A 14,381-nucleotide genomic window follows, 5' to 3' on the forward strand; every position below is an offset into this window, starting at 1 on the left:
CTCGCCACCTTCCGGCATGAAAGCAAAAGCCCCGCGCGGATGGCTCCGGCGGGGCTTGGGCGAATTTGGTTGCGGGGGCAGGACTTGAACCTGCGACCTTCGGGTTATGAGCCCGACGAGCTGCCAACTGCTCCACCCCGCGGGGCGAAATATACGCTGATTGGCGGCACATGGATACCCCTTCCCCCAAATAAACTCTGCAGACTGCTCCCCGGCGTCCTGCGTTCAGAACCCAACATTCTCCCGCCCCTCTAGCTTCAACAACGTGCGCGCCTCCTCCGGCGTGGCAACTTGCCGCGAAAGCGCTTCAATCACACTGCGCACACGCAAGACCTGCGCGGCATTGCTGTCGGCCAGTTTCCCGGGTCCGTCCCACAGCGAGTCCTCCAGCCCGACGCGTACGTTGCCGCCCATCGCCGCGGAGATCGCCGCCAGGGGCATCTGGCTGCGGCCGGCGCCCAGCACCGACCAGACATAGTCCTTGCCGAACAGCCGGTCCGCCGTGCGGCGCATATGCATCAGGTTCTCCACATGCGCACCGATGCCGCCCCGCAGCCCGAATACGGACTGGATCAGCAGCGGCGGCGTCAGCAGCGCGCGATCGAGAAAATGGGCGGCCGTGTACAGGTGCCCGATGTCGTAGCATTCGATCTCGAAGCGCGTCTGGTTCTCGCTGCAGGACTGCAGGATGTAGGCGATATCCTTGAATGTGTTCCTGAAGATGCCGTCATAGCTTTGCGCAAGATAAGGCCGTTCCCAGTCGTGTCGGAATTCCGTGAAGCGGTCCAGCAATTCGTACAGTCCGAAGTTCATTGAGCCCATATTGAGCGAGGCGACTTCCGGGCGTAATTGCAGTGCCGGCTGCAGCCGCTCCTCCACGCTCATCGTCGGCGCGCCGCCGGTTGTCAGGTTGATCACCACGTCGAGGGGTGCCGCGCAGGCAGCCAGCAGACGGAGGGATCTGGGCATGGCGAGCTCCAGGGCGGTAGTGCGCTCCTTGATTCTAGACCGACTCGATCTACTCAGACAGGCGTGCCGGCGCCACGGTAGTGGATGCTGGCGACGGAATGCGTCCTGACGAATGCGGACGATTCGCGCTACCTTGCGCGCAATATTCCCGTTCGCCTGCTCAGGCAGGCGCCGCCTTTGCGGCCTGTTGGTCAATCTGCCGCCGCATTTCATCGGCCAGTGGATGCAGCCCGCTGGTGGAAGCGGATGCGACCAGGCTGTAGCCCAGCCCTTGGTTTGCCCATGAGTATCCCGCGACGCCGGCCTGTTCGTGCGCCTTCATGGGCATGTCCCGTTCGACCTGCATGGGCCGCACCAGCATGGCCAGTCGCGTCCCGTGTCCGTCGTCATACATGAAGAGGCCGGCCGGTCCATGCTCGGTTGCCACCAGGCGCCCGCCCATGTAGTGATAGCCAGCCTTGCTGAGATCCGGCAGGGAGACCGGACGCCGCAGGCGCGTGGATACCCAACTGACCAGCGCAGCGCTGTCTTCCGCGCTAAGCTCCACTGGCCGGGTCGTGTCAGAGGCGAAGACCTGGTAACTGGCCGTGGCTTCGCGCGCGAGGGCTGCTATGCCACCGGGCGCCGGCTCGGTTGCACCGCGCCCGATCCAGCCGCCCATGCCGCCTATGCAGAGGGCGACAAGGACGGAAGCTGCCATTCGCCAGGGGCCGCCGGACCGCGTGCGGCGAGCCTCGAGCATGTGGCGCAAGTTCAGGTCCGGCGGGATGGGCTCGTGGACGATCGGGGCAAGCGACGCACGCAATTGTTCGCGCTGCGCGATATAGCCCTCGATGCGACCAGCGACGTCCGGATGATGGCGCATGTAGGCTTCGATCTCGCGTCGACGTGTGTCGTCCAGAGCGTTGTCCACATAGGCCTGCAGGTCTTCTTCCTGCACGGGCCGATTCTCGCTCATTTGACCCTCCGCAATACCGACATAGGGGCTGCCGCTGGCACACCGGCCGCCGTGATTCTCAGAAGCTTCTCCCGCGCGCGCGACAGGCGCGACATCACGGTGCCAATGGGGATGTCCAGCACGCGGGCAACGTCCGCGTACGACATGTCTTCTACCGAGACCAGCAACAGGACGCTACGCTGCTCCGCAGGAAGCGCGTCGAGCGCGCTCATGAGGTCACGGTAGTGCAGCGCGTCCTCCTGAGTGGCGCGCGCGACCATCTGGGATTCGGCCACGTCGTCAATGGCGACGTGCATGCCCTGGGTGCCGGCATACTTGCGCAAGGCAGTCATTGCCAGATTGTGCAGGATGGCAAAGACCCAACTACGCGTGTCATCGTTGTTGCGTCGGCTGTTCCAGTAGGTGATGACTCTCTCCAGGCAGTCCTGCACCAAATCATCGGCGGCGCTCGTGTCGCGCAGCAGTGCGCGCGCATAGCGGCGCAGCGCCGGGATCATCGGCTCGACTTGGAGCAACATGTCCTTCACTGCGATGTCCTTTTCCGTTACATGCAGCCAACGGGTGGCAATACGGTCCGCGCGTCATACCTTCGCAGGCTGCCGCGCGGACGGTCCTTCGATTACAACGCCTGCACCTGCACCTGAACCGGGGCCGCGGGCTTGCCGTTCTCGGACGGGGCGATGACCAGGTAGCGCCGCGATTCGGCTCTCGCAACCCCTTGTACGAACTGCCGGATGGGGCCGATCGCATTGACGATGGCCGAGCCCGCCGGGTTGGTCGTGAAGGTGGCGATGGGCTCCAGCGTGCCGGTACCGTCTGAGCGGCTGCTTAGCGCAAGCACATAGGGTTGTTTGGGTTGCAGTCCGGTAGCTGACGCCTGCAGCACCTGGAGCAGGCCCTGGTCAAACAGCGTAACGCTCGTTGGCGGGTTGTCGGTGACGACTGGCTTGCCATCAGCGACAGGCACCAGCTTCAATTGTGTAGTCTGTCCCGCCACACCCAACTGCTGAAGGCCCTGGGTTCCCGTCCCTTCGGGAACAGCTTTGGGAACATAGGCAATGGCTTGTGGTGCCTGCCCAATCGGTACATTGGCAATCACCTCGTTGGTGGCTGTGTCAATGGCGGCAAGATTGTCCGCATTCTCAAGACCGACGTAAACACGGGTCCCGTCGCCGGAGGGCCAGACTCCATGTGGCAGGCTTCCTACAGGGATGGTCGCGACCTGCGAGAAATCATCCGTACGGAAGACCTTGACCTGATTTAAGCCGCCGACAGTGATGTAAGCAAACGTGCCCGCTGCCGTGTGCGCAAAATTCACATGGTTGGTAATGGGGCCGGTTTCAAGGGTCTTGATCAGGCGGAACGGGGGCCGGGCTTCGAAAACCTGGGCCTTGCCGATGTCCTTAAGGGTGAACCATACCTGTTTGCCGTCAGGCGTGGCAGCGATATTGGGGCAGAAGGGGCTTTCCTGCTTCACACGGCCCACGACCTTGTGGTCGGCGACGGTCACGACGGCTGTTTCCGGGTTGAACGACGAGCAGATGTAGCCGTACTTGCCATCTGGCGAGAAGATCTGCATGCCTGGCCCCGCGGCTACAGTGATGCGAGTCTTCTCCTCAAGGGTCTTGGCGTCAATGACGGAAATGTAGTTCTCGCCGCGAACCGTTACCCAGACTTCCTTGCCATCTGGGGTGTAGAACGCCTCATGGGGCGAGCGCCCCACATAAGTCACATGCTTGACGGCATTACTGGCCGTGTCGATGAAGGAAACCGAGTTGGACCCGATGGACACAACCGCCAGAGTCCGGTGGTCGGGCGAAAAGCCCATACCATGGACGAGGACCTGGCCGCGGTACAGCGGGCTGAAATTGCCCGGCGCGGGGTCGCCCAGCCGGATGACGCCCAGGAGCTTGTTGTCAGCCGGGTCCGTGACCGAAACAGTATTTGAGAATTGCTCGGCAGCATAGATGCGGTCCCGGCGGCTGATGGGCACATCCGGGGTGCTTATTGCGCCTGGCGCTTGCCCGGCAAACGTTGGCCCGGCCACGCCGAGAAGGAGCGTGAGGTACAGGGCATTTCTGAAAGGGTTTCGATTCATGGCTTGGCCTGGCTATCAGTGCGTGTGCGCGGAATGGTCGTGGGAGACCGGTTGCGGGAGGGATTGACTGGAGCCAGTTGCCTGAGTAGGCGCCGGCTCGGAAGGAGGAAGTGGCTGCCCGAGCGCGAGGCGCATCGCAGCGATTTCTTGCAGTTGCTCTACGACGATTTCCTGCGCGATGCGTCTGAGCTGCACATTTTTCCCGTAGCGCAGCTCAGACATTGCCATGTCGATTGCACCCTGGTGGTGCGGAATCATCATGGCAGCGAAGTCTTCGTCAATGTTCCCGCCGGGCTTGACAGCCATGCCATCCATCATCTTTGTCATGGCGGCATCGTTCTCAGCCATGAACTTCTCTTCGTCTGACCCGGCTTGCGTCGCGGCAGCAACCGATATGGACAGTGGCGCCATCAACGCCAGGGCGCCCCAGGCAAGCGCCCGCAATCGGCATGAGCGGTGGAAGAACGTCATTTTTCCCTCATCGTCGAGAGCCCCAAAATGAGGGCCGTTGCGAGGTAGACGAGTCGGGGCCACTGCTTATTCCGGCGCGGATGAAATTTTCTTCGCTACTTGAGGAGTGGAACTTCCGACGCTCGGCGAGCCTGTCAGATTTCTTGTGTGTTGAGGTCATGAGACGATATCGAAAGAAACGCCCTTATGACCGAAACAACAAGCATGACCAAGAAGAGCAAGAAATCGAGCGCGCCGAAGCTGTTTCCGGATGAGTTGATCGATCAACTACTGGCTCAGGTACAGAACAAGGACGCCGAGTCGATTCTCGGTGAATCAGGCTTGGCCGGCCTGCTCAAGAAGCAGTTGGCCGAGCGTATGCTTGCCGCCGAACTGACGCACCATCTGGCCAGCGAGGCCAAGCAAGGCAAGAGCGGCAATCACCGCAACGGCAGCAGTGCAAAGACCGTCATCACGCCCAACGGCGAGCTGGAACTGGACATTCCGCGCGACCGGCAAGCCACCTTCGAGCCGCAACTGGTCGCCAAGTACCAACGCCGGCTGTCCGGCTTCGACGACCACGTAATCAGCATGTATGCGCGCGGGATGAGCGTGCGTGAGATTCAGGGCCATTTGCAGGAACTGTATGGGCTGCAGGTCTCGCCTGACCTGATTTCCACCATCACCGACGAAGTGCTGGCCGAGGTCGAACAATGGCAGCAGCGTCCGCTGGAGGCGATGTACCCCATCGTCTACTTCGACGCGCTGCGCCTGAAGATCCGCGACGAAGGCACCGTCAGGAACAAGGCCGTCTACCTGGCCTTGGGTATCCGCGCCGACGGGCGCAAGGAGGTGCTCGGCCTGTGGATCGAGCAAACCGAGGGCGCCAAGTTCTGGCTCAAGGTCTTCAACGAGTTGAAGAACCGCGGCCTGGACGACATCCTGGTCGCCGTCGTCGACGGCCTGCGTGGCTTCCCCGAAGCGATCGAGGCCGTCTACCCCGGCGCGCAAATCCAGACCTGTATCGTCCACCTGATCCGCAACTCGCTGAACCTGGCGAGCTGGAAGGACCGCAAGGGCCTGGCGGCCGCGCTCAAGCCGATTTACCAGGCTGCCACGGCCGACGCCGCCGCCGGCGCGCTGCAGGCGTTCGCCGCCAGCGATTGGGGCCGCAAATTCCCCACGGTGACCGACATGTGGCGCCGCCAATGGGAGCAGGTCATCCCGTTCTTCGTCTACCCGCCCGAAGTGCGCAGGATCATCTACACGACCAACGCCATCGAAAGCATGCACATGCAGTTGCGCAAGATCGTCAAGAACCGAGGTCACTTCCCCAGCGACGAGGCGGCCAGCAAGCTGCTTTACCTGGCCTTGCGCAACATCGAGAAAGACTGGAAGATGCCGCCCATCACCTGGAAACAAGCGGCCAACCAGTTCGCCATTCTCTTCGGTGACCGCTTCACCAACGCCCTACGCTGAGATTTATTTAACCGACCTCAGCACACAGAATTCCTGACACCTCCCGCTCGGCCGAGACGGACACGCCTGACTGTATTTAGCATGACAATTTCGTAATCGTCTCAGCGCTCATTTGTCAGTATCGCTCCTGCATAGTCGTGCCGAATCATTGATCCGACAACGCTTACGACCGCCATATCGGGAGATGCACATGACCGGCCACTACCCTCCCAGCCCGGGACGCAGCCGCTTGCGGCTTGGTTTGCTGGCTCTCATCGCTGTTTCCGGCGTCTGTCATGCGCAATCCGCAGTCACAGCGGCCGATCCCGCACTCAGTACGCCAGCGCCCTCCCTTGCCAGTTGTGTTTCGTGCCATGGCACCTTAGGCGCCGGTACGGCAACTGGCGCACCAAGGCTTGCGGGAATGAATCCGGACTATCTTGCGCATGCACTGTCCATGTTCAAGGCAGGAACCCGTGCGAGTGCTGTCATGCAAAGCGTTGCACACGACCTCTCCGACGGCGAGATACGCAGCCTCGCGGTGTTCTTTTCAGCCCAGCATCCTCCGCGTGTCGAGGGTGCACACCCGCCTCCGCCAGCTCTGGTGATGGCCGGCAAGCGACTGGCCGAGCTGGGAGCGGCTCCGGACATTCCCGCCTGTTTCAGCTGCCATGCGGCCGATGGAAAAGGCAACGGCGCACGCTACCCTGGCATTGCCGGTGAACCGGTGGCATTTGTCATCAACCGGCTCCATGAGTTCCAGGCCCGCGCGAAGGCGGGAACACCAGCGCCGGGGACAATGACGGCCGTGGCGGCCACGCTGAACGAGCAGCAGATTGAACAGGCTGCGGCTTACCTGTCGGTGATCGATCCCTGAGGCGACGGGCACCCGCTGGAGGCATCGGCCTGGGTCGGGAAGCTCTTTCCACATCTGGTGGACGTAGCCCCCTCCCCTTGCAAACCGCCCGTGAGCGACTTGCCTTACGGATGCCAGGCCTACTTGCGCATGCCGGCTTCGGTCAACGCGCAAAGTGCCACGGCAGACCAATCGTGCTCAGCACCAATGCCTTGCGAGCGCACCGCAAGAAAGCGATCGTGCACGAAGCTCGCAAGCGGGAGCGGCACACCGAGCGCTTCGGCGGCCGCCAGCATCAGGCGATTGTCCTTCTGGCCGAGCGGCAATGAAAAGCCAGCCGGCTGGAACTGCTGCGACGCGATCATGGAACCATAGATCTTGTAGGGCGGCGCATTGAAGTTCGCGTTGGTCAGCAGATCGACGAAGTGCATCGGGTCGATTCCCGCCTTGCCTGCCACCGCGCAGGCTTCGCCCAGCGTCTCGATGATCACGGACAGCATGAAGTTGCCGATCAGCTTTACGAGGTTCGCCTGCGACGGATCGGCCCCGACGATGCCGACGGACTGCCCCAGCTGTTCAAGCAGGGGCACCGCAACTTTCAGGTGCTCGTCGGCGCCTGCGGCCATGATGAAGAGCTTGCGCGCCGCCGCCGCGTCGGGCCGGCCAAACACCGGCGCCGAGACAAAGCCCACCCCGGCTTCACGATGCCGCACCGTGAGAGCCTGTGCGGTATCGACGCCGATCGTGCTCATTGAGATATGCACCGCGCCTGGCCTGAGTCCAGCGAGGATTCCCGTTTCGCCGAGCGTGACCAATGTGAGCGCGGCATCGTCGGCGACCATCGAGAAGACGACGTCAGCCAGATGTGCCGCTTCGGCCGGACTCGCCGCGACCGTGGCCCCTGCCCTGCGCAGCGGTTCGGTACGCGCCGGGTTGCGGTTGAACACTTGCACCTGGTGCCCGGACTCGAACAGATTCATGGCAATCGCGGCGCCCATCGAGCCAAGCCCGATAAATCCAATCTGCATGATGAAACTCCGAATAACGAATAATGTTGACAAGGTAGCGCCCTGGCAGGGTCGCGATGACGGGCGAAGCTTGCCCGTCCGCTGCCACCCCGTGCTATCGCAGCGGCGGCGCCATGAAATCCGGACCGACCGGATCGGTCACATGCTGTGCGAGCAGGATATCGATGTCCTCCTTGTCCTGCGCGCTCAGCTTCCATCCGAACGCGTCGCCGATGCCGCCCAACTGGTCCGGGCGACGCGCGCCCCACAGCGCAATCGTCGGGCCCTGGTCGAGGATCCAGCGGATCGCCAATGCCAGCACCGACTTGCCATGGCGCTCGCGGGCAAACGCCGAGAGCGCCTCGACTGCCGCCAGGTACTGCGCGAAACGCGGCTGCCGGAACTTCGGATCGGCATTGCGCAAGTCATCACCGTCGAACGTGGTGGACGCATTCATGCGCCCGGACAAAAGGCCTCGGCACAGCGCACCATAAGCCAGCACGACAAATCCCCGCTCACGCGCGTAGGGCAGTACGTCAGCCTCGATCGCGCGCTCGAACAGGTTGTAAGGAGGCTGGACTGCCGCGAGCCGTGTCGCCACAGAGAACGCGTCCATCTGCCGCGGGGAAAAGTTGCTGACGCCGACAGACAGGATCTTTCCTTCCACGCGCAGCTTCTCCAGTTCGGCCGCGGTGTCTTCGAATGACACCAGCGTGTCCGGCCAGTGCACCTGGTACAGGTCAATGTAGTCGGTGCGCAAGCGGCGCAGTGAATCCTCGATTTCCTGCCGGATGCGCGCCGGGGTGGCGTTGCGCTGCACACCGCTGTTGCCCCATTCGAGCCCGGCCTTGGTCGCGATCACCGCATCCTGGCGCCAGCCAGCCAGCGCCTTGCCGACCACTTCTTCCGAATGGCCGAAGCCATACACCGGTGCGGTGTCGATCAGATTGATGCCATGGTCGAGCGCGCTGCGGATCGTCGCCATGGCGGCGTTGTCGTCGGTTCCGCCCCACATCCAGCCGCCTATCGCCCATGTGCCCAACGCAATGCGCGATACCGCAACCGGGATGCCTTCAATTCGTATCGTCTCGACATTCATACTCAATCGCTCCAGTAGATGGTTGCCTGCGAGCGTTGGCCTACGCGTCGGACTGCGCGTCGGACTGCGCGTCAGACTGCGATCGGCCACCGCATCAGGCGCGTACAATCTAGCTCATATATCGTTGAGTTGAATTCAACGAACCATTGAGGCAAGCCACATCACCTGTCTGTCATGCCCGCCTTCACCCGCACCGAGCTTGCCGATCTCAATGTGTTCGTCACCATCTGCCGCCGCCGCAGTTTCCGGCAGGCGGCCGTCGAACTGGGGGTGTCAACGTCCGCGCTAAGCCACTCCATGCGCAATCTCGAAGCGCGGCTGGGCGTGAAGCTGCTCAATCGCACCAGTCGCTCGGTGGTGCCGACTGCGGCCGGCAGCGCGCTGGCGGAACAGCTTGGCAGGGGCTTTGAGACCATTGGCGCGGCCATCGATGAACTCGATCGCTACCGCACATCGCCGGTCGGCCGCCTGCGTATCAACGTGCCGCGCGACGCGTCGCGCCTGCTGATCGGGCCGATCCTGCCAGCTTTCACCGACGCGTATCCGGAGATCCAGCTCGACATCACCGTCGACGATCGCCTGATCGACATCATTGCCGACGGCTACGACGCCGGCATCCGCTACGGCGACACGGTCGCACGCGACATGATCGCCGTGCCGCTGACGCCACCGTTACGCTGGGTGATCGTGGGGTCTCCCGCATACCTGGCGCGGTGTGGGCGCCCGACGAAGCCAGACGACCTGATGCGCCACGCGTGCATCCGCATTCGTATTGGCGACAACTCGCTGTATCGGTGGGAGCTTGGCAACGGACGCCGTGCACTCGAACTCGACGTGCCTGGCCCGGTAAGCGCCAACGAGACGGACACCGCCGTCGATGCCGCGCTGAACGGCGTCGGGCTCGCGTACTGCCTCGAACGCCGCGTGGCCGACGATATCGCCGCCGGCCACCTTGAAGTAGTGCTGCCGAAATGGGCGGTCGCCGGGCCGCCCATGGTGATGTACTACCCAAGCCGGCGGCAGACACTGCCGGGCCTGCGGCAATTGATCGACATGATCCGCTCGGCCAACACCTGACAGGCGACGGGCGCATGCGCGCTCCGTGACACGCAGGATTTTCTTCCTTGACTATTCGTCTAGTTCTGGATAATCTGTCCATATGACGAAGCGAACCAAGGAGCAGCAAGCGCTGCTCGATCAACTCAAGCAAGTGGCGCAGGGCCTCGGCGAGACCCTGGCGCCGTTTTGCGAGGTCGTTGTCCACGACCTCCTGGATCCCAGGCACGCCATCCTGGCCATCCATAACAACCTGTCGGGCCGCCAGCCTGGCGACCCGGCCACAGAACTCGGCCTGGCCCGCATCGCCGATCCGCAATACCAGCAAGTCATCGCCAACTATGCGAACCAGTTCGCCGATGGCCGCCAGGCCAAGAGCACATCGATCGGCATCAAGGATTCCAGCGGGCAATACATCGCTGCCCTGTGCCTGAATGTGGATCTCTCGCTGTTTCGTGGTTTGCAGACCATGCTGGGACAGTTCGGCACGGTCGGCGCGGCTGCGGGTGTTACCGAGTCGCTCGATCCGGTCGGCGCGGATGCCATCCGGGATCGCATTGACCAGTTCGCGGCGCGGCTCGCCACCACGCCCCGTTCGCTCAAGGCAACGGACCGGCGCGCGCTGATGCGCGAGCTCAAGGAATCGGGTTACATGGAGGTGCGTCGGGCCATGGAGGTCGTGGCGATGCATCTGGGCGTATCGCGAGCAACGGTGTACAGCGATGCCAAGTGACGCCCGCCTGCTGCTGCTCGACAAGGACGAGGTGCAGTCCTTGCTACTGCCTGACGACGTCCTGGAAGCCGTGCGCGAGGCCTTCGTGCTGCATAGCCAGGGCGAGGGCCGCGTGTTCCCGGTGGTGCGCGAGCCGCTGGTAACCGGCGGCGTCTTCGGCATAAAGTCCGGGGACGTGCAGGCACAAGGCTTGCTGGGTTTCAAGGCCGCGGGATTCTGGCCCAGCAACCGTCAGCTTGGCGGTGAGCCGCACCAGGCCACCATCATGCTGATCGATCCCGCGACCGGGCGGCCCGTCTGCCTGCTGGACGGCAATGCGGTCACCACCATGCGCACCGGCGCCGCGGGTGGCCTGGGGCTGCAGCAGCTCGCACGGGCGGACAGTACCCGCGTGTGCGTGTTCGGCACCGGTGTCCAGGCGGGCGTGCAGCTCAGCTTTGCCCTGCGGTTGTTGCCAGCACTTGGCGAGGTCCGCTATGTCACGGTGGACGGCAAGCGCGACGCTGCTTTCGAGGCGCAGTTCGCGCACCGTTGCGACATCTCGCCCGCGGGCGACCGCAATGCTGCAGTGTCCGAGAGCGACATCGTGATCACCGCAACGCCGGGAGCGGGCGCCTTGTTCGAAATGCAGGCGGTACAGCCAGGTACACACCTGAATTGTGTTGGCGCCGACACCAAGGGCAAGCGCGAGTTGCCCGAGGGCCTGCTGCAGCGGGTGCGCCTGTTCGTCGATGACCAGGCACAGGCACGCCAGATCGGTGAAACCCAATGGGCCTCCGATACGCCGTGCATCGAACTGGGCGACCTGCTGACAGGCAAGGCCCGTGTGGACCGGCAACCGACGGACATCACGGTATTCGACATGACCGGTCTCGCCCTGCAGGACCTGACCGTCGCCCGCCTGCTCCATCAGCGGGCCGGCGCGGCCGGCGTGGGCTCCAGCATCCCATGGTCGTGGTAACGCTTTGATCGATGTTTGCATTATGTAGGAGCTGCTTGCTTTTCACGATGTCACCGTAGCCGCCGCGCGGCTTCGGCGCCTTGCCCGCGGCATGCCACAGATGCGCTACCGGACGGTCAAGGACCTCAATTCCTTCCCTTTTGTCCGGAGTTGGTTTCATGCGTATCATCCCTGCCCTCACAGCGCTCGCATTGAGTGCTGCCTGTAGCTTCACTTCCGCCGCCCGCGCGGCCGACAACCCCTGGCCGCAAAAGCCGGTTACCGTTATCGTTGCCTCCGCTGCCGGCGGCTCGGCCGACGTATTGACCCGCGTTGTGCTGACCCACCTGGCGAAAGAAACCAACGCCAACTTTGTCGTCGACAACCGCCCGGGAGCCGCCGGCAACATCGGCATGGCGCAGGTCAAGCGCGCTGCCCCGGATGGGTACACGCTGGGCTATGGCAACATCAACACCCTCGCCATCAATCCGGCGCTGTTCAGCAAGCTTCCCTACGATGTGCGGCAGGACTTTGTGCCTGTGGGCCGCATGTTCTCGATCTATAACCTGCTTGTGGTCCGTGCCGATTCCCCGGTCAAGAACGTGGCCGACCTGCTGGCACTGGCCAGGAAATCCCCGGGCAAGCTGTCATATGCCGCTGCGGGCACTGGCAGCAGCGGCCACATGGGCGGCGAGTTGCTCAAGAAGATGGCCGGCATCGACGTGTTGTTCATTCCATACAACGGAGATCCGGCGTCCCTGACCGACCTCGCCGGTGGCCGGCTCGACTACACCATTACCAATGCGTCGGTGGCATGGCCACTGGTCAAGAGCGGCAAGCTGCGCGCGCTGGCGATCACCAGCCGCGAGCGCGTCGCGCTGTATCCCGACGTGCCGACGCTCAATGAGTCAGGCCTGAAGGGCTATGAAAATGTCTCGTGGGGCGGCCTGGTGTTTCCCAAGGGCACGCCGCAGCCGATCGTCGACAAGCTCAGCATGGCGTTGGAGAAGGTGCTGAAGACCGACAGCCTGCGCCAGGACCTGGCCAATGCCAACGCCGTCGCCGCCACCGGCACCCGCGCAGAATTCATCCAGTTCATCGCCAGCGAGCAGAAGAAGTGGGCCGACCTGATCGTAACCGCGAAGATCCCCAAGCAGAACTGAGCTTTCCGCCGACCATGTCCAATCCCCGCATTGCGATTCTCGGCTTTGCCATTGAATCCAACCGTTTTGCTCCAGTGTCCACGCGCGCCGACTTCGTGTCGCGGGCTTATCTTGCCGGCGATGCGCTGCTGTCGGATGCCCGCGCCACCGCCCCAGCCATGACGCCGGAGATCCCTGCCTTTGTCCGCCGCATGGATGCCGGCGGGCAGTGGCAGCCCGTCCCTATCCTGTTCGCCAATGCAGAGTCGGGCGGCCCGGTCGACCACGCCTTCTTCATGGAGACACTTGCCATCTTTGAACGGGAATTGCGCGCCGCGCTGCCGCTCGATGCCGTCTACATTTGCGAGCACGGTGCCGCCATCACCACCGAAGAGGATGATCCCGACGGTTTGGTCTTCGAGATGGTGAGGTCCATCGTTGGACCGACGGTGCCGATCGTCGCCACCGTCGACCTCCATGCCAATGTGTCCGATCGCATGGTCGACGCGGTCGATACGCTGATCTCCTATCGCCGTAATCCCCATACCGACATGGCCGAGCGCGGCGCGGATGCGGCTGACATCCTGATCGAGTTGATGCAAGGCACGCGCTTTTGCGTCGCGCATGTGCGCATGCCGGTTTGTGCGCCCCCGACCCAGCTCTTGACCGCGCCCGGAACCGGACCGTACGCCGACATGATCGAACAAGCGGAAGCACTGGTTGACCCGCGCATCGTCAATATTTCAGTGGTGGGCGGCTTTGCCTTTGGTGACACCCCGAAGAACGGCATGACGGTCATCGTCACGACCCGCGGCGATGCCGACTTCGCCAGGCAGACCGCCCATGATCTGGTAATGCCGGCGTGGACCGGCCGCACCGCGTTCACGCCCGCGTTGACGTCTCTTGACGAGGCGGTCGCGCTGGCCAAGGCTGCTGGCGATGACCACGCGCTGCCGCCCGTATTGCTGTCCGATGTAGCGGACAACCCCGGCGGCGGCGGGCGCGGCAACACGCCCTTCCTGCTGCAGGCGTTGTTGCGAGCCGGCGTGCGTGATGCCGTGCTCGGTGTGGTCACCGATCCTGAGCTCAGCGCGCAGGCCCATGCCCTCGGCGTGGGCGCCGAGTTTACCGCCCGCTTCAATCGCGGCGAGAGCACCGCATACTCCGATGCCTTCAGCGCACCCGCCACGGTACTGCGGTTGCACGCGGGCCAGGGCGTGGGGCGACGGGGGCAGTTGGCCGGCTGCAGCTATAACCTGGGCCCGTCGGCCCTGCTGCGGGTGGGAGGCGTGAAGGTCGTGGTGATCACCAATCGCCATCAATGCCACGAGCCCGCTTTCTTGGAGATGTTTGGCATCGATATCGCCGCTGCCCGCACGGTGGTAGTGAAATCGCGCGGCCATTTCCGCGCGGCGTTCGATGAGTTCTTTGATCCCGGGCAGATTTTCAGCGTCGATGCTCCGGGGCTGACATCGCCAGTATTGTCCCGCTTCGACTTCAAACGCCTGCCGCGGCCGGTGGTCCCGCTTGACGCCATGACCGACTGGACGCCGCATATCCGGCTGTTGCGCAAGCACAGCGCGCTCCAGTGAACCCTTTGCCGATCCAGCCAGAC

At 63.3% G+C, this 14,381-nt stretch carries 13 protein-coding genes, 1 tRNA gene and 1 pseudogene; 7 read left to right on the forward strand and 8 right to left on the reverse strand.

What is annotated here, in order from left to right:
• Positions 1-66 precede the first annotated feature (66 nt).
• From KB879_RS11320 to KB879_RS11345, 6 genes and pseudogenes are all read right to left on the reverse strand, one after another.
• Positions 67-142: transfer RNA gene (locus tag KB879_RS11320), tRNA-Met, on the reverse strand.
• An 83-nt stretch (positions 143-225) separates the two neighbouring features.
• Positions 226-927, reverse strand: a pseudogene (locus KB879_RS11325) (3-keto-5-aminohexanoate cleavage protein); the annotation flags it as partial.
• Between the two features lie 202 nt (positions 928-1,129).
• On the reverse strand, positions 1,130-1,927 hold the full coding sequence (locus KB879_RS11330; RefSeq protein WP_211981322.1) for an anti-sigma factor: 798 nt from the start codon (positions 1,925-1,927) through the stop codon (positions 1,130-1,132).
• Positions 1,924-2,445 (reverse strand): RNA polymerase sigma factor, encoded by a 522-nt coding sequence (locus KB879_RS11335; RefSeq protein ID WP_211982169.1) that lies wholly within the window; start codon positions 2,443-2,445, stop codon positions 1,924-1,926. Before KB879_RS11335 ends, KB879_RS11330 begins: the two co-directional genes overlap by 4 nt.
• Before the next feature lie 101 nt (positions 2,446-2,546).
• Positions 2,547-4,025, reverse strand: a complete 1,479-nt coding sequence (locus KB879_RS11340; RefSeq protein WP_211981323.1) for a YncE family protein — start codon at positions 4,023-4,025, stop codon at positions 2,547-2,549.
• 15 nt (positions 4,026-4,040) lie between these two features.
• Entirely contained in the window at positions 4,041-4,496 is a 456-nt protein-coding gene (locus KB879_RS11345) for a DUF305 domain-containing protein (protein WP_211981324.1), read from the reverse strand.
• Positions 4,497-4,700: 204 nt separating this feature from the next.
• On the opposite strand from KB879_RS11345, the gene KB879_RS11350 reads away from it, so the two are divergent.
• Together KB879_RS11350 and KB879_RS11355 are read left to right on the forward strand one after the other, a co-directional pair.
• Positions 4,701-5,954, forward strand: coding sequence for an IS256 family transposase (locus KB879_RS11350; RefSeq protein ID WP_211982161.1), 1,254 nt, complete (start codon positions 4,701-4,703; stop codon positions 5,952-5,954).
• 190 nt (positions 5,955-6,144) lie between these two features.
• Positions 6,145-6,810: a c-type cytochrome gene (locus KB879_RS11355; protein ID WP_249221283.1), complete on the forward strand. Its 666-nt coding sequence runs from the start codon at positions 6,145-6,147 to the stop codon at positions 6,808-6,810.
• A gap of 119 nt (positions 6,811-6,929) precedes the next feature.
• Here KB879_RS11355 and KB879_RS11360 read toward each other — a convergent pair whose 3' ends face one another.
• Both KB879_RS11360 and KB879_RS11365 read right to left on the reverse strand, forming a co-directional pair.
• Entirely contained in the window at positions 6,930-7,817 is an 888-nt protein-coding gene (locus tag KB879_RS11360; RefSeq protein WP_211981326.1) for an NAD(P)-dependent oxidoreductase, read from the reverse strand.
• A gap of 94 nt (positions 7,818-7,911) precedes the next feature.
• Positions 7,912-8,895 carry an aldo/keto reductase gene (locus KB879_RS11365; RefSeq protein ID WP_211981327.1) on the reverse strand — a complete coding sequence of 328 codons (984 nt, stop codon included), beginning with the start codon at positions 8,893-8,895 and terminating at the stop codon, positions 7,912-7,914.
• Positions 8,896-9,069: 174 nt separating this feature from the next.
• On the opposite strand from KB879_RS11365, the gene KB879_RS11370 reads away from it, so the two are divergent.
• The 5 genes from KB879_RS11370 to KB879_RS11390 all read left to right on the forward strand — a co-directional run bounded on the left by KB879_RS11370 (position 9,070) and on the right by KB879_RS11390 (position 14,358).
• Positions 9,070-9,972 (forward strand): LysR family transcriptional regulator, encoded by a 903-nt coding sequence (locus KB879_RS11370; protein ID WP_211981329.1) that lies wholly within the window; start codon positions 9,070-9,072, stop codon positions 9,970-9,972.
• Between the two features lie 82 nt (positions 9,973-10,054).
• The gene (locus KB879_RS11375) at positions 10,055-10,684 is read left to right on the forward strand and encodes a transcriptional regulator (protein WP_153956587.1); all 630 of its coding nucleotides are present in this window, start codon (positions 10,055-10,057) and stop codon (positions 10,682-10,684) included.
• A complete protein-coding gene (locus KB879_RS11380) occupies positions 10,674-11,645 on the forward strand; it encodes an ornithine cyclodeaminase family protein (protein ID WP_211981331.1) in 972 nt (323 codons plus the stop codon). The genes KB879_RS11375 and KB879_RS11380 overlap by 11 nt, the downstream gene beginning before the upstream one ends.
• A 158-nt stretch (positions 11,646-11,803) precedes the next feature.
• Positions 11,804-12,787, forward strand: a complete 984-nt coding sequence (locus tag KB879_RS11385) for a tripartite tricarboxylate transporter substrate binding protein (RefSeq protein ID WP_153956589.1) — start codon at positions 11,804-11,806, stop codon at positions 12,785-12,787.
• Between the two features lie 14 nt (positions 12,788-12,801).
• Positions 12,802-14,358 (forward strand): M81 family metallopeptidase, encoded by a 1,557-nt coding sequence (locus KB879_RS11390; protein ID WP_211981333.1) that lies wholly within the window; start codon positions 12,802-12,804, stop codon positions 14,356-14,358.
• Positions 14,359-14,381: the final 23 nt, after the last annotated feature.

The sequence above is a fragment of the Cupriavidus sp. KK10 genome (genome assembly GCF_018223725.1).
GTDB classification, from domain to species: Bacteria; Pseudomonadota; Gammaproteobacteria; order Burkholderiales; family Burkholderiaceae; genus Cupriavidus; species Cupriavidus necator.

Bases quoted from the DNA above. Each gene is read 5' to 3' on its own strand.
- KB879_RS11330 (WP_211981322.1), bottom strand. From the start codon at position 1,927: ATGAGCGAGAATCGGCCCGTGCAGGAAGAAGACCTGCAGGCCTATGTG.
- KB879_RS11335 (WP_211982169.1), bottom strand. From the start codon at position 2,445: ATGTTGCTCCAAGTCGAGCCGATGATCCCGGCGCTGCGCCGCTATGCG.
- KB879_RS11340 (WP_211981323.1), bottom strand. From the start codon at position 4,025: ATGAATCGAAACCCTTTCAGAAATGCCCTGTACCTCACGCTCCTTCTC.
- KB879_RS11345 (WP_211981324.1), bottom strand. From the start codon at position 4,496: ATGACGTTCTTCCACCGCTCATGCCGATTGCGGGCGCTTGCCTGGGGC.
- KB879_RS11350 (WP_211982161.1), top strand. From the start codon at position 4,701: ATGACCAAGAAGAGCAAGAAATCGAGCGCGCCGAAGCTGTTTCCGGAT.
- KB879_RS11355 (WP_249221283.1), top strand. From the start codon at position 6,145: ATGACCGGCCACTACCCTCCCAGCCCGGGACGCAGCCGCTTGCGGCTT.
- KB879_RS11360 (WP_211981326.1), bottom strand. From the start codon at position 7,817: ATGCAGATTGGATTTATCGGGCTTGGCTCGATGGGCGCCGCGATTGCC.
- KB879_RS11365 (WP_211981327.1), bottom strand. From the start codon at position 8,895: ATGAATGTCGAGACGATACGAATTGAAGGCATCCCGGTTGCGGTATCG.
- KB879_RS11370 (WP_211981329.1), top strand. From the start codon at position 9,070: ATGCCCGCCTTCACCCGCACCGAGCTTGCCGATCTCAATGTGTTCGTC.
- KB879_RS11375 (WP_153956587.1), top strand. From the start codon at position 10,055: ATGACGAAGCGAACCAAGGAGCAGCAAGCGCTGCTCGATCAACTCAAG.
- KB879_RS11380 (WP_211981331.1), top strand. From the start codon at position 10,674: ATGCCAAGTGACGCCCGCCTGCTGCTGCTCGACAAGGACGAGGTGCAG.
- KB879_RS11385 (WP_153956589.1), top strand. From the start codon at position 11,804: ATGCGTATCATCCCTGCCCTCACAGCGCTCGCATTGAGTGCTGCCTGT.
- KB879_RS11390 (WP_211981333.1), top strand. From the start codon at position 12,802: ATGTCCAATCCCCGCATTGCGATTCTCGGCTTTGCCATTGAATCCAAC.